This is a genomic window from Hymenobacter sp. UYCo722 (assembly GCF_040547115.1).
Taxonomy (GTDB): domain Bacteria; phylum Bacteroidota; class Bacteroidia; order Cytophagales; family Hymenobacteraceae; genus Hymenobacter.
This window is the reverse complement of sequence record NZ_JBEPPC010000009.1, coordinates 85,342-104,882: the sequence shown is the minus strand read 5'-3', so window position 1 is coordinate 104,882 and position 19,541 is coordinate 85,342. Positions and strand designations below refer to the sequence as shown.

Below are 19,541 nucleotides of genomic sequence, written 5' to 3'. Positions count from 1 at the left end.
CCAGTATTATCATGCGTACTATGCTACTTTTTTTCGCTGCGGCCTGCCTGGCTGCTGCCTCGCCAGCCGCCAAGGGTCAAGTGCTGCTCGCCAGCAACACGCCGCATTCGACGGATGACGGTACGCCGCCTTCCGAGCCGACGGTAGTGCTGGCCGGCCGCATCACCAACCCCGATGGGCCACTGCCGGGTGCCGTTGTAACCCTATTGGTTACCAAGCAAATGACCGTAACTAACTCCGAAGGCGAGTTTCAGTTTGTGGTGCCGGCCAGTACCCGCACGCTGCAAGCCGTGGTATCGTTCGCGGGCTATGCCGACGAAACCCTTACCCTGAACACCGACGATGCCGAGCCAATTGTCACGCTGTCGGACGAGCATAAAATTCCAATGGCGCGCCGGCAGCAGCTTAAATTTTACCTGAAAACGGCCCGCAAAGAAGCCAACCATGACCTGCGCGAAGTGCGCCGCAACATGCGCTAACAACTATTACCCCCGCAGCTACTGCGGCGGCCCGACCGCAAAAATCCCCAGCCATCCAGGCTGGGGATTTTTTGGTTAAATAGTCAAGCATAAGTAAGCGCATTGAATGGAACGTCATGCTTCATCTTGCGTCCGCGCAGTCGAAGCATCTCTACCGCTTCGCATGAGCCGTTGAACGAAGCAGTAGAGATGCTTCGACTGCGCGGACGCAAGATGAAGCATGACGTTCGAGCGAATACGATGCTTATGCCCGAGTGCTCAATCACAGCGGCTCAGCCATCTTACAGCTTCACTTCCTGGCTGTTGTCCTTCTGCACGCGGTCGATGAACTCGTGGTAGGGGTCGACCGCGACTTTGGCGGGTTCGCGGGCGGTGATGAACTCGAACTTATTGTCGCCGGCGTGCAGGCGGCGCCTGGTGAGTAGTAGCGGCGGCACGGGCTTCTTGTCTTTGCCCACGGCCGCGAACACAGCCAGCGGCAGGTAATCGTTTTCGGCCACGGGGCGCTCGGTGCCGAGGCTGTCGGCCAGCAGCTTCTTGCTGTTGACGGTGAAGTTGACCTGGAACTTGCCGTTGGGCAGCTTCTTCACGGCAGCATCGGTAATGCGGTTTTCGTAGAGCGTGATGCGGTCGAACATGTCCGTAACTAGGTTCTGGAGCGAATCGGGCGTGACTTTGCGGAACTCGGCCACCAGCTCGGGGGCCGTGGTGTAGGGCGCGGTTTCAAACTTGTGCTGTTCGAGGAAACGGTGCAGGGCGGTGTTCACCTGGGCCTCGCCGATGTAGTCCTGCAGGGCGTACATCACCACCGAACCCTTGCGGTAGTGGATGTAGCCCTGGTTTTCGACCTTGGCCAGCGGCACCTCCTTCTTGCGTTCGAAAGCCCGGCCGCGCAGGTAGCTGTTCAGCTCGTAATCCAGGAACTTGCCCATGGTGTAGGCCCCGTAGTGGTGCTTCATCACCATCAGAGCCGAGTACTGGGCCATGGTTTCGACGAGCATGGTTTCGCCCTGCACGTTGCCGCCCGCCACCTGATGGCCCCACCACTGGTGGGCAATTTCGTGGGCCGTCACGTAGAACGGATAGTCGATGTCCTCGGGGTCGGTGGGGTCGACTTTGGCGATGAAGCCGATGCTTTCGGAGAACGGAATGGTGCCGGCAAAGCTCTGGGCGAAGCTGGCGTACTTCGGGAACTCCAGAATGCGCACCTGCGGGTGCTGGTAGGGGCCGAAGTTTTTGGTGTAGTAGGCAAACGACTCCTTCACGGCGGCGGCCATCGACTTCAGGTTGTACTCGTGGCCGGGCTGATAATATATTTCGATGGGCACCACGCGGTGGCCGGCCGAGTCCTGCCACGCATCCTTGTACACCTGGTAGCGGGCCGACAGGAAAGTGTAGAAGTTGAGCATCGGCTGCTCCATCTTGTAGTGGAAGTAGCGGCGGTCGCCCTGCTTCCAGTCCTTGATGAGGCGGCCGGGGGCCACGGCCAACTGGTCGGCGCTGGTGCTCAGGGTGGTTTCGAAGCGAATCCAGTCGGCATCCTGGGCCAGGCCCATGTTCTGGCGGGCGGCCAGGTCGGTGGCGGGAGCCATGCGGTCCTTGGGCTTCAGGCCGTTGCGCTTGCGCACGTCGTCGTCGCCGAGCTCGCCCTGTTCGTTGTAGCCAATGCTGGGCAGGTAGTTGCCGTTGTTCAGGAAGATGCCGTTCTGCACGATGTCGGTGTTAGAGCCGGAGTTGGGGAAGCCGGTTTCGCCGTAGTCGAGCACGGTGGTCATTTCCAGCGAGTCGCCGGGGGCCAGCGGCCGGGCCAGGCGGTAGAAGCGCACGTTCACGGCGCTGTCGTCGAGGACGAGCGCGGCGGCCGGGCGGCCCAGCTCCATTTTGCGCACCCGCGCCCGCTGCGGCACCTGCACAATAACCGTGTCGAGGGCGCGGGCGTGGCGGTTTTTCAGCCAGATGCTGCCGTCGATGTGCACGCGGCGGGTGGCGGGGTACAGGTCGGTTTTCAGGTTCACGGCCACCACGCGGGGCTGGGCCAGGTCCTTGAAGCGGCGGTACTGCTGCTCGTAGCCGAGCTGGAGCTTTTGCTGGGCCTTGGGCGTGAGGTAGCGGTTTTCGACGTTGGTGTTGTAGAAGATGAAGCTGCCGGCGCTCAGCATCACCAGGGAGCCCAGGGCCAGGGCCGTCCAGGCGGGGCGGCCCCAGCGGCGGCTGGCTTCGGCCCGGCGGCGCACGAAGGCCGCATCGGTGCCCCGCACCCAGAAAATGTTGGCCACCAGCGCCAGCAGCAGCGCCCCGGCCGCCCAGTACAGCTTAAACCAGGTAAACCCTTCCACGAAGTGCCCGTAGCCGTTCATGTCGGAATAGGGCGTGGCGGGATTGCCGGCGTAGTCGAGCAGCTTGTGGTTGATGCCCATCTGGCTCTGAAAAATGGTGGCCAGGTAGTACACCACCATCACGAAATGCCCCAGGTATTTGTTGTTCACAATCACCTGCACCAGCATGGCCAGCACGCACAGCAGCAGGTAGTCAATCAGCTTGAAGCCGAATAGCGTTTCAATATACAGGCCCACTTCGTAGTGGAAATAGCCTTTCAGGGTTTGTAGCAGCAGGCCGCAGGCCATCACCACCCCCAGCAGCAGCACCTGCACCAACCCCAGGGCCGAAAGCTTGCTCAGGAAAGGCACCCAGTTGGGCACCGGCAGGGCATCGGTAATCTGGGCCACGCCCGCGTCGCGCTCGCGCCACACCAGCTCGCCGGCGTAGTAAGTAATGATGATGAGGATGAACAGGGCGAAGGTGCCGCTGAGCAGCTCTACCATTTCGGCCGTAACGGGGTAAGTGGTGGTGTCGTAGAGCTTGCCCACCTGCCAGCCGCTCACGAGCAGGAAAATAACGCCCGCCCCCACGATAGCCGCGAAGTACACGCTCCGCACGATGCCGCGAAACTCCAGCTTGGTCAGGCTCCAGTACTGGCGCAGGCTCATGGCATTGCTGAACAGCTGCGTGACGCGCGGCAGCACCAGCCGCCCGCCCATGGGCGCGGCCACCAGCTCGGCCAGGGCCGAGGCAGCGCGGCTCTTTTTCGAGGGCGCTTTATCCGAAGCAAAGGCCGAGAACTGGAAGCGCGCGTAGCACAGCGCCAGCAGCGCCACGCCCAGCCCCACCCAAAACGCCCGGTTGAGCAGAATGTACTGGCTGATGGGAACCAGGACGGTATTTTTCTCGGCAGCTGTGAAATAGCGCGTGGTGTAGTAGCTGGCCCCCAGGCCAAAGGCATCGAGCATCGAGGCCAGGGTAATGTTATCGAGGTCGCCGAGGAAGGACGAGGAAATCAGGTAGGCCACCAGCAGCAGCACCGCGCCGATGTAGGTGCTGAGGATGTTGCGCGTGAGCGTGGCCAGCGTGAAGAAAATGGCCCCGGTGAACAGCAGGTTCGGCAGCACGAACACCAGGAACGGCCGCAGGTAGTAGCTCAGGTGGTTGGGGCCGAACTTGTCGGCTTCTACGCCCGGCAGCAGGCCACCCACCCAGGTACCCAGCAAAATACCGCCAAACACCAGCGCGCACACCGCCAGCGAGCCAAAAAACCGCCCGCCCAAATAGCTGGCCTTGCTAATGGGCTTGGTGAAAAACAGCGCGTACGTGCGGTGCTCGAAGTCGCGGTACACGGGGTTGCCCATGATGGCCGAGGTGATGAGAATGCCAAAGCAGCTGAGCAGCGAGATGGCCGCATTCAGCGAAAACGGGGAGTTGACGTGCACGTGGCCGCCATCGCCCCCGAGGCTGATGTTGGTACCGGCCCCGAAAATGCCCCCGGCGGCGGAGGTAATGAGTCCGCCCATAAGGGCGAGCACGATGAAGTATATCCACGTGGCCGGGCGGCGCAGGCGGTATTTAAGCTCAAAAAGAAAGATGGGGAGGAACATGATTGCAGAAAGGTGAGCAGTGATGGGAAAGCAAAACGCCATGTCAAGCGCAGCCGAGACAGCTCGCTCGTTTCGTCTGACGATTGAATTACTTCAGCACGCGAGATGTCTCGGCTGCGCTCGACATGACCAACTAGACTGCGACGGCTTGCGCCATCGGCCGCTCCGCGATTTGCGCGAAATACACGTCCTCCAAATCGGGGTTCACCTCCTCAAAAGTCCCATCGGGCCGCGTGTCGCTGAGGACGTGCACGATGGTTTTGCCCGCGAACAGGCGCGAGCTGATGACGTGGTGCTCGGCCTGGGTGGCGGCCACCTCGTCCTTGTTCACCAGCTTGCGCCACACCTGGCCGCGCAGCTGCTCCACCACCGTGAGGGGGTCGCCGGTGAGGCGTACCTGGCCCTGGCTGATGATGGCCATGTGGCGGCACAAATCCGTCACGTCGCTCACGATGTGCGTGCTCAGAATGATGATGATGTTCTCGCCAATCTCGCTCAGCAGGTTGTGGAAGCGGTTGCGCTCAGCGGGGTCGAGGCCAGCGGTGGGCTCGTCGACGATGATGAGCTTGGGGTTGCCGAGCAGGGCCTGGGCAATGCCGAAGCGCTGCTTCATGCCGCCCGAATAGCCGCCCAGGTTCTTCTTGCGGGCGTTCCAGAGGTTGGTTTGCTGGAGCAGGGCCTCCACAATTTCCTTGCGCTCCTTCTTATTCCCGATGCCCTTGAGCACGGCCAGGTGGTCGAGTAGCTCCTCGGCCGATACGCGCGGGTACACGCCGAATTCCTGCGGCAAATAGCCCAGCACGCGGCGCACGGCGTCCTTGTCCTTCAGCACGTCGAGGTCGTCGAGCATGATGGAGCCGGTGTCGGCATCCTGCAGCGTGGCAATGGTGCGCATCAGGCTCGATTTGCCGGCCCCATTAGGGCCGAGCAGACCGAACATGCCGGTCGGAATGTCGAGGCTGACGTTTTTGAGGGCCTGCACCCCGTTGGCGTAGGTTTTGGAAAGATTGGAAATGGTAAGGGACATTTTCGCAGAAAAAAGGTGAGTTCGAAGGCAATAAGTTACGATTGGCAAGGTAGCGCGTCAGCCGTCGGCATCGCCGCCGGACCCGGCAGATGCGGCCCGGCCCTCATTGGTTGCCTGGGAAGCCGACGCAACACCCGTGGGCAGCTCCGCCACGTCGGCCCACCGCAGGGTGTCGGCCAGCCACTCGGCGTAGAAGTGGGCGCTGCCCTGGTCGAGGTTGCTGGGCAAGGCTTGCAGCGCGGCCTGCGCATGGGTGCGGGCGCGGTCGGCATCGCCGGCCAGGCGGGCCAGGGCGGCTTCGGCCCTGGGCCACACGTCGGCCTCGATATGAGCGGAGGGCTTGGCTTGGGCCATAAAGGTGCGGGCCGCCGCTAAATCGTGTTGGTAGGCCGCCGCGAAAAACGCCGATTCGAGCCAGCCACTGCCCTGCAAAGCGGCGGGCGTGGCGGCCAGGCGGTGGCGGTACTCGGCCAGGTGGTGCGCGGCCGGCTCCAGCTGGCCCGCATCGAGGGTGGCCAGGTAGAGGTAATAATGAACGTAAAGCTTGAAGGGCAGCTCTTCGGGGCGGGTGGCGGCGGCTTCGAGCAGCTGCCGGGGTAGCTCGCGGGGCCGCACCCCGTTCACGGAGCGGGCCATGGCCGACACCACGGCGACTTCGAATTGCCCGGCCGCGCCGTCGCGCCACAGGTTCAGCACCCGCGCCCCGTCGCTATAAAACCCACCGGTGTGCATGGGAATAAGGGTGAGCACGGCCAATAGGCCCGAAATGCCGCCGCTGGCCCCCAGGCCCACCCGCAGCAGCCGCCCCACCTCCGAGGCCGGCGTGGGCAGCAGCGCGTAGGCCCCCAGCGCCAACCCGGCCCACACCACGCTGCCCAGCGGCCCACCGGCGGCAAACGCCATGAACCGGCGGCGCAGGTCATGGTCGCCGGTGGGCGTGCTGAGCACCATGCCACCGGCGGTGTTCAGGTTTTTGTTCCACTCGAAGCGCAGGCGGCCTTCGCGCATCTTCCACATAAACGGCCCCACCGCCAGCCAGTGAAACCGAAAGCCTTGGCGGCGGCCCAGCAGCGCATGGCCCAGTTCGTGCAGCCCCACCGCCACCAGCCAGGCCAGCGGCAGCAGCACCAGCAGCGCCCCCATGGTCTGCCACGGATTTCCGGCTCCGCCAGCCGACCGGGCGGCGTGGCCCAGGTACTTGCCAATGAGCACGCCCGCCGCGGCCCCCAGCAACGCCAGGGCCAGACGCGGCCCGTATTTACGAATGTTTTTCATGAGCTGGCTACCGGCGGCAAGCGCCGGGGCGTTTGAAGACGACAACGAATATATCGCCGGAGCGGGCCCACGCATTACAGCCAGCTGCCCACCAACCAGTTCCCTACTGTAAAAGCCACAAATACTACCCCATACACCTGGCTGGTCAGGAGCGCTTCCGCGGCAACCTGCGGCTGGCGCAGCCTGCGGGCTGCCCGTGAGCAGGCCTTGCGGCGGCATTTGCGGTGAGCGGGTGAGGTGATGACAGGGAAAAAGAACGGTCGTGCTGTTTCATTCACCCCCTACTGCCCGCCCTGCTTGCTGTTACCGCCCTTCACGTCGTCGTTCGAAATGGATTTGCGGCGCTTGCTCTGCTGCTCTTGCCCGAAGCGGTAGCCGAAGCTGACGCGCACGCTGCGCTGGTACGAGCGGTACTCCTGCCGCTCTTCGAAATAGGGCGTGCTGAGTGTGCTGCCAAACGCCGTGTAGCGGGTGAAGGGGTTCGAGACGTTGACGTTCAGGTCCGCTTTGTCGTTCAGGAAAGTCTTTTTGAAGCCCAGCGAATAGTAGAGGTAGCCCAGGCCGCGGCCCTGCAGCTCGGGGCCGGCCAAGGAGCCGTAGCCGAAGGCCTGCACCGTAAACTTTTTCGGCAGCTTATACGAGGTATTGAGGTTGAGGCTGGCCGAGAAGCCGCGCCGCTCAATGCCCAGCGAAGGGCTGCGGCGCACGATGTACTGGATATCGGGCCCGCCGCTGATATCCCAGCCTTTGGCCGGTTTGGCCGAGCCGTAGAAATTGAGTTGGTAATACACGTTGGAGGCCACGTTGGCGTAGGTTTCGACCGTGACGCCGGGGCTGGCCGTAGGGAGGCGCAACGATTCGATGGCGTTGCCCGTGCGCCGCACCGACCCCGCGACGTTGAGCGAGCCGGCCTTGCCGTTGGTGTTATAGCTCAACTCGTAGGAATCCGTCAGCTCCGGGGCCAGGTTGGGGTTGCCGTAGGAGATGTTCAGGGTATCCGATTTGTTGACGAAGGGATTGAGGTAGTAGATGTAGGGCCGGGTGATACGGCGGCCGTAGGCCAGGCGCAGGCTACTCGACTCGCTGAGGGCATACTGGGCAAACCAGTTGGGCAGCAGCGTGTAGTAGCTGCGCGAAAAGTTAGACTCGGTGGTGCGGAAGCTCGCGGCCAGCGCCGTACGCTCCAGGCGGCTGCCTAGGCTCATGTTCAGCTTTTTGCTGGCGGCGAAGGAATAGGTGGCGTAGGCCGCCTGCACGTCCTGGCCATAGTCGAAATCGGTGGAGCGGGCGGGCAGGCGCACAAAATCGGTGGCCTGGCCGGGGGTGAAGCCGTCCACGGTACCCACGGCTCCGGTGCGCCGCCAGATGGCTTTCACGCCCGTTTCCAAGGTTTGTTTTTCGCCAAAGGGCTGTACGAAATCCGTTTGCGCAGTGTATTCCGTGGCGGGAGTGCGGTTTTCGCTGCGCTCGCGGTAGTCTGCCCGGCCGAGGTCCAGGGCCACATCGGAGTTGGGAAACTGGCTCAGGGTGTAGTTATTCGAGCCGTTGTTGTGGGCCACCTGGCCCAGTACACTCCACTCGCGGCGGGCCTGCGCGAAGGTGTGGGTGTACGTGCCCGTCAACTCCCCGTTGATGCGCTGATAAACCGAGTTGGTGGCCCGGGTAAACAGCTTGTTCAGGGCCGCGTTGGGGGCCGTGTAGCGACTCACCAGGTCGTTGTCGTTCTGGCCTTTATAGCCGTTCAGCGAGCCGTACAACGACAGGCTTTGCTTGTCGGTCAGGTCGTAATCGGCCCCCAGCGTGCCGTAAAAGTAGCTACCTCGGTAGCTACCAGCACTGCGCTGCGACAGCAAGTCGTTGCCCTGACTCGAAATCCCAACCCGGTCGCGGATGAATTCACTCGGGCCAAAATTAGTCCCGCCGCTAAGTGCGGAGGTGAAGTTGAATTTGTTTTGTCTGAAATTCAGCGAGCCGTTGCCGCCGGCGTTGCGGTTGCCGCCCGAGGCGCTCACCCGGCCGTTCAGGCCCTGGTTCACACCCTTTTTGAGCACGATGTTGATGATGCCGGCCGTGCCCTCGCCGTCGTATTTGGCCGGCGGCGTGGTGATGATTTCGACCGACTTAATCTGCTCGGCCGGAATGCCTTTCAGCGCCTCGGCCAGGTTGCTGGCCAGCGTGGGCGAGGGCTTGTTGTTGACCAGCACCTTGAAGTTGCTGGAGCCCCGCATTTTCACGTTGCCCTCGCCGTCCACGGCCAGCAGCGGAGCTTTGCGCAGCACATCGGCCGCCGTGCCCCCGGCGTTGGTCACGTCCTGGTCGGCGTTGTAGACCAGCCGGTCGGGGCGCACCTCCACCACGGGCTTGGTGCCAATCACCACCGCCTCGCCCAGCGCCGTGCCCGCCACCGGCAGCTGGAAGGCGGGCACGGCGGTCGGGCCGGCGCTCACGCTCACGGACCGGGTCTGGGTGCCGTAGCCCACGTAGCTCACCCGCAGCCGAAATGCGCCGGGCTGGAGCTTGGTGAGGGAGAACCGGCCCGCCTCGTCGGCCGCCACCCCCGTGAGGGGCTTGTCATCGCCGCGGGCCGGCAGCAGCACCACCGTGGCGTAGGGCACGGGCTCGCGCTTGAGCGAGTCGAGCACGGTGCCGGTCAGCGAGCCGGTGGCGGTGGTGGTGGTGGTAGCAGCCGCGGGCGCGGCAGCCGGGGTTTGGGCGGTGGTGGGGCGGGCCAGTGGTAGCAGGACAGCCAGCAGCAGCGCACCCGGTAGGCGACGGGTAGCAGGTTTCATCAGCAGCAAAAAGGAAAGGAGGATTCGAGAAACAGATGGAAATACGCGCGACTAGGTTGCCTGCGATAGCCAGAATAATTACCCCTGGCAGCGCAGGCATCCGGACTGGAGGCCTAACGCATTGACGGGCCAATTATTTCTTCGTCCATTCACATCTCATATCCATACTGACGGAAGCGTCGTCGCTGATGACGAAATCCAGCCCACGCCCTTGCCAGCACCTACTGCCCACCCTGCTTGCTGCCTCCGCTCTTCACATCGTCGTTCGAAACGGACTTGCGCTGCTTGCCCCCCTGCTGCGCCTGCCCAAACCGGTAGTTGAACGCGAACCGGAAGCAGCGCTGATAGGCGTAGTTCAGGTTGGTTTCGCGGAAAGTGGGCGTTTCGATGGTGTTACGGTAGAGCCAGTAGTTGTTGAAGGGGGCGGCCAAGTTCAGCACCACGTCGGCCTTGTCTTTGAGGAAGGTTTTCTTGGCTCCCAGCTGGTAGTAGAGGTTGGCCGAGCCGCGGCCCTGCAAATCGGGCGAGGGCAGCGAACCCACCAGGAACCCCTGCAGCGTGAATTTTTTGGGCAGCTTATAAGAGGTGTTGAGATTCAGGCTGGCCGTAAAACCGCGCCGCTCGATGCCCAGCGCCGGGCTCCGGCGCACGATGTACTGAATATCGGGCCCACCGCTGATATCCCAGCCCTTCGCCGGCTTGGCCGAGCCATAGAAATTGAGCTGGTAATAGGCATTGGCCGCCACGTTGGCGTAGGTCTGCCGCGTAATACCGTCCGCGTCGGGCCCCAGGCGAATGGACTCGATGGCGTTGCCCGTGCGCCGCATCGAGGCCGCGATGTTCAGCGAGCCGGCCTTGCCGTTGGTATTGAAAGCCAGCTCGTAGGAATCCGTCAGCTCGGGGTCGAGCGCGGGGTTGCCGTACACGAGGTTTTTCGGGTCGGAGCGGTCTACGAACGGGTTGAGGTAGTCGATATAGGGCCGGGTGATGCGCTTGCTGTAGGCCAGGCGCAGGCTGTTATTGTCGCTAAACGCATACTGGGCGTTGCCATTGGGCAGCAGCGAGAGGTAGCTGCGGGCCGGAATATCGGAGTTGGTGGTGCGGAAGGTGGCCGACAGCGCCGTGCGCTCGAGGCGGCTGCCCAGGCTCAGGGTTAGCTTCTTGCTCAGCTTATTGGTGTAGGTAGCGTAGCCGGCCTGCACGTCCTGAGCGTAGCTGAAATCGGTGGAGCGGCCGGACAGTTGTGCAAACCCCGTGCGCTGGCCCCGCACCAGGCTATCCCCGTCCACGCTGGCCACCGAGCCCGTGCGCCGCCAGATGCTTTTGAGGCCGGTTTCCAGCGTCTGCTTCTCGCCGAAAGGCTGCACCAAATCGGTCTGGAACGTGACTTCGGAGCCCGGCGTGCGGCCCCGGCTGCGCTCGCGGTAGTTGGCGCGGCTGGTTTCGAGGTTGGTGTAGGAATTCTGGTACTGGTCGAAGTCGTAGCCGAAAGTGCCGCCGTTGTTGGCATACTGGCCCAGCACGCTCCACTCCTTGCGGGGCAGGGCGTAGGTTTTGGTGTAGGTACCAGTCAATTCACTGTTGAGGCCACTGAATACGCTGTTGGTGGCGCGGGTGAACAGCTGGTTGGTTTGCGGCGCGGCGGGCGCGGCATATTCGTTCAGCATCGTGTTGTAGTTGTGGCCGGCGTAGCCATTCACCGAGGCGGCCAGCGACAGGCTTTGCTTGTCGCTTAGGTCGTAGTCGAGGCCCAACGAGCCGTAGTACCACTGGCCGCCGTAGTTGCCCGTACCCCGCTGGCGCAGGGTCGAGCCATCGAGCTGGCCGGTGCGGGTGAGCTCCGACTGGTTCGGCCCGTACCAGCCACCCGTGCCGCCCGACGAGGTGAAGCCCAGCTTCTTGGTCTTGAAGTTCAACGAGCTGTTCACGCCCGAGTTGCGGCTGCCGGCCGTGAGGCCCACCCGGCCGTTCAGGCCCTGCTCCACCCCTTTTTTCAGCACAATGTTGATGATGCCGGCCGTGCCCTCGCCGTCGTATTTGGCCGGCGGCGTGGTGATGATTTCGACCGACTTAATCTGCTCGGCCGGAATGCCTTTCAGCGCCTCGGCCAGGTTGCTGGCCAGCGTGGGCGAGGGCTTGTTGTTGACCAGCACCTTGAAGTTGCTGGAGCCCCGCATTTTCACGTTGCCCTCGCCGTCCACGGCCAGCAGCGGAGCTTTGCGCAGCACATCGGCCGCCGTGCCCCCGGCGTTGGTCACGTCCTGGTCGGCGTTGTAGACCAGCCGGTCGGGGCGCACCTCCACCACGGGCTTGGTGCCAATCACCACCGCCTCGCCCAGCGCCGTGCCCGCCACCGGCAGCTGGAAGGCGGGCACGGCGGTCGGGCCGGCGCTCACGCTCACGGACCGGGTCTGGGTGCCGTAGCCCACGTAGCTCACCCGCAGCCGAAATGCGCCGGGCTGGAGCTTGGTGAGGGAGAACTGGCCCGCCTCGTCGGCCGCCACGCCGGTAATGGGCTTGTCGTCGCCGCGGGCCGGCAGCAGCACCACCGTGGCGTAGGGCACGGGCTCGCGCTTGAGCGAGTCGAGCACGGTGCCGCTCAGCGAGCCCGTGGCGGTGGCGGTGGCAGTAGTGGCCGCGGGCGCGGCAGCCGGGATTTGGGCGGTGGCGGGGCGGGCCAGCAGCAGGGCCGCCACCAGCAATGCGCCCAGCGGGCGGAGAGTAGCACGTTTCATCAGCAGCGAAAAGGAAAGAAAGTTTAGAAAATAGCGAAAAGGGCGGGTGGGCAGGTTGGCCGCAACGACCGGATTACTTGCCAGTTGCCCCCCCCCCAGTTATCAGGGCCAGGGGCCAAACGTTACAGCGGGTCCTGTTATTTTTTTAGTCCCTCATACCCCATGCCCATCCCAAAGGAGGTGTCGCCGCTGATGACGACAGTTAGCTCGGCCTCGCGCTCGCCCAAGTTGCGCACCAGCGCCGCCGAGCCAGCGGCGAAAGCCAGCGTTGCGCGCTGCCCCGGCTCGAGGCGGCCAAGCTCGGTGAGCGCGCCGTTGGCGCGGCGCTCGGCCACGCTCACCGGCACCGGGCCGCTGTTGCGCGCTTTCACCCGGAAGGCTCCGCGCTGCTGCCCACCCAGCACGAACTGCTGGCCGACTTTGATGGTGGTGACGGAATGAATATCGCCCAAGGCGAACACGGCGCTCAGGGGCAGCAGTAGGGCCAGGGTCAGCAGGAAATTACGCATGGCGAACGAGGGATTAGGGTGAGGTGATTGAATGACCCAAAGGTCCTGCCTCACCCCCCGGCCGGCGCTCCAAACCATTATCTGGTCCGTCCCAACTTATGATTTGGGCCGCATCACTTCACTGGGGGCCTGGCCCAGCAGCTTCTTAAACACGCGGTTAAACGTTGATTTAGAGTTGAATCCGCTCTCCAGGGCCACGCCTACCAGTGAGTAGTGCGCGAAGCGGCCATTGGCCAGCTTGCGGCGGGCTTCCTGCACCCGGTAGGTGTTCACGAAGTCGTTGAAGTTCTGCCCACAACCCGCGTTGATGACTTTGGACAGCAGCGCCGGGTGGGTGCGCAGGCGGTGGGCCAGCTCAGTCAGGGTGAGCTCGGGCTCCAGCCAGGGCTGCTCCTGCTCCATCAGGCGCAGCAGCTTCTCGCGCCAGGGATGCAGCTCCGGGGGCAGCCCGGCGGGGATGGGCGCGGCAGCACTCTGCGCTTCGGCCGCGGCCGCTGGCACTGCTTCGCTAGTGGCGGCTGCTACCGACGCACCTCGGGGCACCAATGTAGCCGGGGGAACCGGCACAATGGCGGTGGGCACGGTGGCGGAAGCAGCGGTGACTTCCAGCTCTTCCAGGGCCAGCGGTTCGGGCGCTACGGCAGCTTCGGCGGCAGCTGCATTGCCAGCCCCGAAGCGCAATGAGCTGGTAGCGGCGGCATAATTGGCCTGAATACCTACCACAATCAGCCCGTAAATCAGCACGCCGCGCAGGGCGAAGAAGTACCAGGCCGTGTCGTAGCTAAAATCGAACACCTGGTTCAGCGTCGTAAATAATAGGCTGAGCACCAGCACCAGCGCCTGCAGGGCCAGCAACTGCCGCAGTCCGGCAAAGCGCAGGCGCTCGGGGTCCGAGAAGTTGTCGTTCAGGTAGCGGCGGTAGTGGCGGTAGTCGGCCAGCAGGCGCAGGCCATACCCCAGCAGCAGCGCCGAGCTGAGCAGGGCGGCGGGCAGGGCCGTGGCGTCGAGCACGGTAGCGCCGACGCCTTTAGTGCCAAAGAAATCGGGCAGCGGCCGGCCGCGCAGGCCGTGGTACCAGAGCAGGTCGTAGGCCGCCACGGCCCCAAACGCGGCCCATTCGAGCAGGCCCGGCAGCAGGTGCTTCAGGGCCGGCCGCCAGCGGAAATCCTGGTTGGTGAGGCTGCGAAAATACAGGTAGTAGGTACCGCCCAACAGCATGTTGGCCCGCCAGGGCACGTAAAACATCACCGTGGAGTGGCCGTCGTGGCTATCGAACCAGCCGGCATAGCCCAACATCCACTGGCTCACGCTGAGGGTCGGCACCAGCACCAGCAGCGCCAGCAGGGCATCGGCGGGGCTGCCGCGCCGCCAGGCCCGGGCCAGCAGCCAGAGCGTAGCCACCGCCCCCGGCACCACAAACGGCAAAAGCAGCGAACTATGCAGGCCGAACTGGAAGAACATGGCGACGAAAATACGGAATAGACCTTCGGCCCAAACGGCAGGCCGGGTCTGGCTTCCATAAAGCCACGACCGGCCCTGGTTGTTATCTATATTTCATTCGTTCGGTAACTGAGGCATCCGCCTGTATCTTCGGTTGTTCCAATTCCTTTTCCGCCTCTATCCATGCAGCATCTGCACCGCACGCCGCTCGACCAGCTCTTCGTCATCGACATCGAAACCGTGCCCTGCGTGGATTGTCACGACAGCCTCGACGACATGCTGCGCCAGCTTTGGGAGCACAAGAGCGAAAGCCTGCGCCGCCAGCAGGGCTACACCGGCCGGCCGCAGGCCGCCGAGCCCTTCCCCGACCACCTCTCGGCCGCCAGTCTGTTCGAGCAGGCGGGCATCTACGCCGAATTCGGCAAGGTGGTGTGCGTGTCGGTGGGCTACTTCGTGGTTGATAAGGAGGAGGAAATCGTGCGCTTCCGGGTGAAAAGCTACGCCGACCACGATGAGCAGCAGCTGCTGCGCGATTTCGCCGGACTATTGGCCAACAAACCTAAATTCCTGCTCTGCGCCCACAATGGCAAGGAATTCGACTTCCCGTACCTCGGCCGCCGCCTGCTTGTAAATGGCCTTGCCTTGCCCCCGCAACTCGACCTGGCCGGCAAGAAGCCCTGGGAGGTGCCCCACCACGACACCATGGAGCTGTGGAAATTCGGCGACCGCAAGTCCTACACTTCACTCAACCTGCTGGCCGCGCTGTTCGGCATCCCCACGCCCAAAGACGATATTACCGGAGCCGACGTGGCGCGGGTGTACTGGGAGGAAAACGACCTAGCCCGCATTGCCCAATACTGCCAGAAGGACATCATTACCACGGCCCGCATCCTGCAAAAGTTCCGGGGCGAGGAGCCCGTGCGCGACGAGCACATTGTATATGCCGACGCCACGCCAGCCCCCATGCGACGGGTGGTGTAGCGGCGAGCGGCGAACAAAAAAAGAACGTCGTGCTGCGCTTGCCGAAGCATCTTTACCACGCAAGTAATTAATTACTATTGCGGTAGAGAGGCTTCGGTAAGCGCAGCACGACGTTCCGGTGTCATCGGCTTGTGCCGGCTGCACCTAGTTGTTCAGCGTCGCCAAATCAATCACGAAGCGGTACTTCACGTCGCCTTTCAGCATGCGTTCGTAGGATTCGTTGATGTCCTTGATGTCAATCAGCTCGATATCGGACATGATGTTGTGTTCGGCGCAGAAGTCGAGCATCTCCTGCGTCTCGGCGATGCCGCCGATGAGCGAGCCGGCAATGCGGCGGCGCTTGCTGATGAGGTTGAAGGCGTGGATGTGCGGCGCTTCGGTGGGTACGCCCAGCAGAATCATGGTACCGTCGCGGCCCAGCAGGTTCACGTAGGTGGCCAGGTCGAGCTGAGCCGATACGGTGTTGATAATGAAGTCGAAGTAGTTGCGCACCGATTTCATCTGAGCTTCGTCCTTGGTTACCACAAACTTGTGGGCACCCAGGGCTTTGGCGTCGGCTTCTTTGCCGGGCGAGGTACTGAGCACGGTTACTTCGGCCCCCATGGCGGCGGCCAGTTTCACGGCCATGTGGCCGAGGCCGCCGAGGCCCATCACGCCTACTTTGTGGCCGGGGCCCACTTTCCACTGCCGCAGGGGCGAGTAGGTGGTGATGCCGGCGCAGAGCAGCGGAGCCACGCGGGCCAGGTCGAGCTTTTCGGACACCTTGAGCGTGTACTTCTCATCAACCACAATCTGGTTGGAGTAGCCGCCGTAGGTGGGGCGGCCGGTTTCCTTTTCGGTACCGCCGTAGGTGCCCACCATGCCGGTGGTTTCGCAGTACTGCTCCAGGCCTTCCTGGCAGCTGGGGCAGGTGCGGCACGAGTCGACCATGCAGCCCACGCCGGCCAGGTCGCCCACTTTGAAGTTCTTCACGTGGTCGCCCACTTTGCTGATACGGCCCACGATTTCGTGGCCCGGCACCATTGGAAAAATGCCCGCGCCCCACTCGTCGCGCACCTGGTGCAGGTCGGAGTGGCACACGCCGCAAAAGGCAATATCAATCAGTACGTCGTGCGGACCGACTTCGCGGCGCTCAAAATCGAAGGGAGCGAGGGGCACGCTGGCGGCCGGGGCGGCATAAGCTTTCGTTGGAAGCATCTTATGAATGGTTGGGGGTGAATGGAATAATCAGAACGTCATGCCGAGCGCAGCCGAGGCATCTGGCGTGCAATGGTAAATCCAGTCGATTGGATTACTACCCCACGCGAGATGCCTCGGCTGCGCTCGGCATGACGTTCATTAAGTACTGCTAGAACTGGACGGCACCGCCAAAGGTTGCGACGGCAGTGGCTGGCCGGCCAGGCTGGCAGCCACCAACTCGCGCATGCGCCGCAACGACTCGCGGGCAAACTTGCGCTGAAGAATTCGCCCAAACAGCTTGAAGCCCAGCCAGTAGAACGGGTTGCGAATCTGGCCGGCCTGCGACACGGCGTGGATGCGAAACTGCACTGCCCCGGTCGTCAGGTTTTTATGGATGGTGAAGTCAATCTGTCCCCGTTCGAAGTGGCCTTCGAGGGTGCGGTAGCCGTAGCCCCAAACCCGCTCCGGCCCACTGGGCGCGGCACGGGCGGCTTCGTCGGTCACTACGCTCACCCGCACGCCGAAATAGAAATTGAACACCAGAAAATGCGCCCGCAGCACCATCACGCGCTTTTCGAGCGGCACGGCGGGGTCGAAGTAGCCAGTGATGAGGTCGGGCGGTGGAAAGGCGTAGCGGCGCAGCACGTTCTGGGCAGCAGCGAAGGAGCCAGCAGCCTCGGGTGGGCCGGGAGCCTCGGTGGGCAGGTCGGTAGCGTAGTCGTCTAGCCGCCAGCCGGTGGCACCGGTGTACTCGCTCTGGCGCGCGAAATCATAGTTGACCTCGGCGTTGGCGTAGGCACCGAGCTGGGCGCGGTACTGCTCCCAGGCGGGTGGTTTGGCGGTACCCGGCCGGGCCGGGATGGGCCCGGCGGTAGGCTGGTTACTCATGGCGGGTATGCTGAACGTGGCCGGCCTCGTCGTGCCGGAAGGTTTCGACGACTACGTTGTCCAGCGCCTGGCCGCCGCTGGCTTGGGCCACGCGCCGGCAAAACTCCGTCCAGGTAGCTTCCTGCAGCAGCTTGCCGCCGCCGAGCGTATCGTAGGCAAAGGCAACCAACCCGTCGCGCGAGCGGGCCGAAGAGCGGATTTCAAAACGCAGCACCCCGGGCGACTCGTCGAGGTAATGAGCCTCAAAGCGGATGCGGCCGGCCTCAGGGTGGCCTTCGAGGGTGATGAACTCGAAGAACGTGGTGCCCACGTCGGTGACGCGCACGCAGCCATCCCAGGGGCCCAGAATGGTGATGCTGAACTCGTCGCCCACCTTAACCGGGCCGTCGTCGCCGTCCTTCTTTTTAAAATCGGCCAGCGCCTCGGGCGAGAAGTGGGGCACGTCGGCCTGCACCTCGGCCATAAGCTGGGCCGGCGAGAGGCGCGCCCGGGCCACGTCGATAAAGTAGCGGCGCTCCAGCAGCGGGCCGGAGCCGGTGGCAGCGGGTTGTTCGGAATGCTTATCAGCCACGGCGAAGGAGTTAAAAGTGAAAAGTTGAGAGTTAAAACCCCTTGTTGCGTATACGCCCTTCAGCCTTCGAAGATGCCCTGATGTGGCCTTCGTTTTCATCTTTATAACTCCTGACTTTTAACTCAACGAATGGCCTACTACCGCCCACCCGGCCCACCGCCCGACCCGGCCCTCGTGCGCAGCCTCACCCAGCAGCAGCAGGAAATGCGCCAGCGCGTGCGCCACGAGCCACTGGCGCACGAGCCCCGCCTGATTGCCGGCTGCGATTCCTCGTTCCCCACCCCCGACACGATTCTGTCGGTGTTCGTAGTGCTCAAGTTTCCGTCGCTGGAGCTGGTGGAGAAAGTGTACAACTACGGCCCCGTGGACATGCCCTACGTGCCCGGCTTCCTCTCCTTCCGCGAAGCCCCCAATGTTATCCACGCCTTTGCCAAGCTGGAACATAAACCCGATGTCATCATGGTCGACGGCCACGGCATCGCGCACCCGCGCCGCATGGGCATTGCCGCCCACCTGGGCGTGCTGCTCGACATGCCCACTTTCGGCGTAGCCAAGCAGAAGCTGACGGGCATTTTCACAGAGCCGGGAATCGAACGCGGCAGCAGCGAGCCGCTGCTCGACACCAAGTCCGGCGAGCTCATCGGCGAAGTCATCCGCAGCAAAGACAAGGTGCTGCCGCTGTTCGTGAGCCCCGGCCACCGCTGCGACCAGGCCACGGCCACCCGCCTCACGCTGGCCTGTTTGAAGGGATACAAGCTGCCCGAGCCAACCCGGTTGGCTGATTATTGGGCGGAGGAATTCAAACAGGAGGTGCGGTAGCCATTTCGCACCGAAATTAAAAAGCGGAAAAAGGGGGTTCCACCGACTTGACCGCCGCTTGCAGCGTGGCTAGCGTTTCGGCCGCGGCAGGGGGTAGCCGCAGCAGCTCCGCCACCGTCTGAAACACCACTTGCTTTCCCTGTTCCTGCGCCAGCACTCCCGCATCCAATGGCAGCTGCTGCGACTTGGAGAGCTTCTGCCCCGCCGCGTTTGTGAGCAGCGGATGATGGCCGAAGGTGACCCGCACCGCGCTAAAAGCGGCTGTTTCTGACAATAGCCCGGCCAGACACAGCTGCGCGGCGGTACTGGGCAGCAGGTCGAGCCCGCGCACAATCAGGGTGGTACCGAGGCGTAAATCGTCCACGATAGAAGCCACCTGATAGGCGGCCACGCCATCTTTTTTGCGGACGACAAAGTCGGGCATGAGCGCGCCCAGCGGCACGCGGGTTGGGCCCTGCCAGGCATCGGCAAACCGAATTTCGGTGCCGGCCGGCACCTGCGCCCGCCACGCCGCACCGGGCGTTTCGAGGGGCACGGGCGCAATGGGACCACCGGTGCGGGTGCGCTGGCTGGCCTGCACCAGACCCGGCACCAAGGCCAGGCGCCGCAACACGCGGTTGTACTCGGGCAGATGCAGTAGTTGGGAATGGTGGCGCAGAAAATCGTCGGGGCCGCTGGGGCCGTGGTCATGGTCAATCCCCAGCCAGTCGATGACTTGAAAAATGTTATCCAGGTATGCCGGGCGCAGGCGGGCGCGGTCCAGGTCGTCGATGCGCAGGTGCAGCGTGCCGCCCGCCTGCCGCGTGAGCAGCCAAGTGAGCACGAAGTTCACGGCATTGCCAAGGTGCAGGTAGCCGCTGGGCGTGGGCGCGAGGCGCGAAACGACGGGCGGCGGAAGGGGCATTGTCGGCGACATGGGT

The 19,541-nt window shown here is 63.4% G+C and carries 14 protein-coding genes and 1 pseudogene; 3 read left to right on the top strand and 12 right to left on the bottom strand.

The window, feature by feature from the left end; translation table 11 throughout:
* Positions 1-20 precede the first annotated feature (20 nt).
* Positions 21-479 (top strand): carboxypeptidase regulatory-like domain-containing protein, encoded by a 459-nt coding sequence (locus ABIB44_RS18475; protein ID WP_354586155.1) that lies wholly within the window; start codon positions 21-23, stop codon positions 477-479.
* 281 nt (positions 480-760) lie between these two features.
* On the opposite strand, the gene ABIB44_RS18470 is transcribed toward ABIB44_RS18475, so the two are convergent.
* From ABIB44_RS18470 to ABIB44_RS18440, 8 genes and pseudogenes are all read right to left on the bottom strand, one after another.
* Positions 761-4,408, bottom strand: coding sequence for an ABC transporter permease/M1 family aminopeptidase (locus tag ABIB44_RS18470; protein WP_354586154.1), 3,648 nt, complete (start codon positions 4,406-4,408; stop codon positions 761-763).
* A gap of 133 nt (positions 4,409-4,541) precedes the next feature.
* Entirely contained in the window at positions 4,542-5,435 is an 894-nt protein-coding gene (locus ABIB44_RS18465) for an ABC transporter ATP-binding protein (protein WP_354586153.1), read from the bottom strand.
* Positions 5,436-5,492: 57 nt separating this feature from the next.
* Positions 5,493-6,710: a M50 family metallopeptidase gene (locus ABIB44_RS18460; RefSeq protein WP_354586152.1), complete on the bottom strand. Its 1,218-nt coding sequence runs from the start codon at positions 6,708-6,710 to the stop codon at positions 5,493-5,495.
* 281 nt (positions 6,711-6,991) lie between these two features.
* On the bottom strand, positions 6,992-9,499 hold the full coding sequence (locus tag ABIB44_RS18455; RefSeq protein WP_354586151.1) for a TonB-dependent receptor: 2,508 nt from the start codon (positions 9,497-9,499) through the stop codon (positions 6,992-6,994).
* A gap of 221 nt (positions 9,500-9,720) precedes the next feature.
* Positions 9,721-11,427, bottom strand: a complete 1,707-nt coding sequence (locus ABIB44_RS18450) for an outer membrane beta-barrel family protein (RefSeq protein WP_502916504.1) — start codon at positions 11,425-11,427, stop codon at positions 9,721-9,723.
* A gap of 96 nt (positions 11,428-11,523) precedes the next feature.
* Positions 11,524-12,234, bottom strand: a pseudogene (locus ABIB44_RS20550) (carboxypeptidase-like regulatory domain-containing protein); the annotation flags it as partial.
* Between the two features lie 137 nt (positions 12,235-12,371).
* The gene (locus ABIB44_RS18445) at positions 12,372-12,743 is read right to left on the bottom strand and encodes a hypothetical protein (protein ID WP_354586149.1); all 372 of its coding nucleotides are present in this window, start codon (positions 12,741-12,743) and stop codon (positions 12,372-12,374) included.
* Between the two features lie 96 nt (positions 12,744-12,839).
* Positions 12,840-14,204, bottom strand: coding sequence for a helix-turn-helix transcriptional regulator (locus tag ABIB44_RS18440; protein WP_354586148.1), 1,365 nt, complete (start codon positions 14,202-14,204; stop codon positions 12,840-12,842).
* A 162-nt stretch (positions 14,205-14,366) separates the two neighbouring features.
* Here ABIB44_RS18440 and ABIB44_RS18435 point away from each other — a divergent pair, with 162 nt between their 5' ends.
* The gene (locus ABIB44_RS18435; protein WP_354586147.1) at positions 14,367-15,164 is read left to right on the top strand and encodes a 3'-5' exonuclease; all 798 of its coding nucleotides are present in this window, start codon (positions 14,367-14,369) and stop codon (positions 15,162-15,164) included.
* A 144-nt stretch (positions 15,165-15,308) separates the two neighbouring features.
* Here ABIB44_RS18435 and ABIB44_RS18430 read toward each other — a convergent pair whose 3' ends face one another.
* From ABIB44_RS18430 to ABIB44_RS18420, 3 genes are all read right to left on the bottom strand, one after another.
* Complete coding sequence (locus ABIB44_RS18430; RefSeq protein ID WP_354586146.1) at positions 15,309-16,361, bottom strand: NAD(P)-dependent alcohol dehydrogenase; 1,053 nt, start codon at positions 16,359-16,361, stop codon at positions 15,309-15,311.
* Positions 16,362-16,502: 141 nt separating this feature from the next.
* Positions 16,503-17,231, bottom strand: a complete 729-nt coding sequence (locus tag ABIB44_RS18425) for a DUF1990 domain-containing protein (protein ID WP_354586145.1) — start codon at positions 17,229-17,231, stop codon at positions 16,503-16,505.
* Positions 17,224-17,802, bottom strand: coding sequence for a DUF1990 family protein (locus tag ABIB44_RS18420; RefSeq protein WP_354586144.1), 579 nt, complete (start codon positions 17,800-17,802; stop codon positions 17,224-17,226). The genes ABIB44_RS18425 and ABIB44_RS18420 overlap by 8 nt, the downstream gene beginning before the upstream one ends.
* Positions 17,803-17,931: 129 nt before the next feature.
* Here ABIB44_RS18420 and nfi point away from each other — a divergent pair, with 129 nt between their 5' ends.
* Positions 17,932-18,621, top strand: coding sequence for a deoxyribonuclease V (nfi, locus tag ABIB44_RS18415; protein ID WP_354586143.1), 690 nt, complete (start codon positions 17,932-17,934; stop codon positions 18,619-18,621).
* A 16-nt stretch (positions 18,622-18,637) separates the two neighbouring features.
* Here the strand turns inward: nfi and ABIB44_RS18410 are convergent, their stop codons facing one another.
* Positions 18,638-19,525 carry a glutamate--tRNA ligase family protein gene (locus ABIB44_RS18410; RefSeq protein ID WP_354586142.1) on the bottom strand — a complete coding sequence of 296 codons (888 nt, stop codon included), beginning with the start codon at positions 19,523-19,525 and terminating at the stop codon, positions 18,638-18,640.
* Positions 19,526-19,541: the final 16 nt, after the last annotated feature.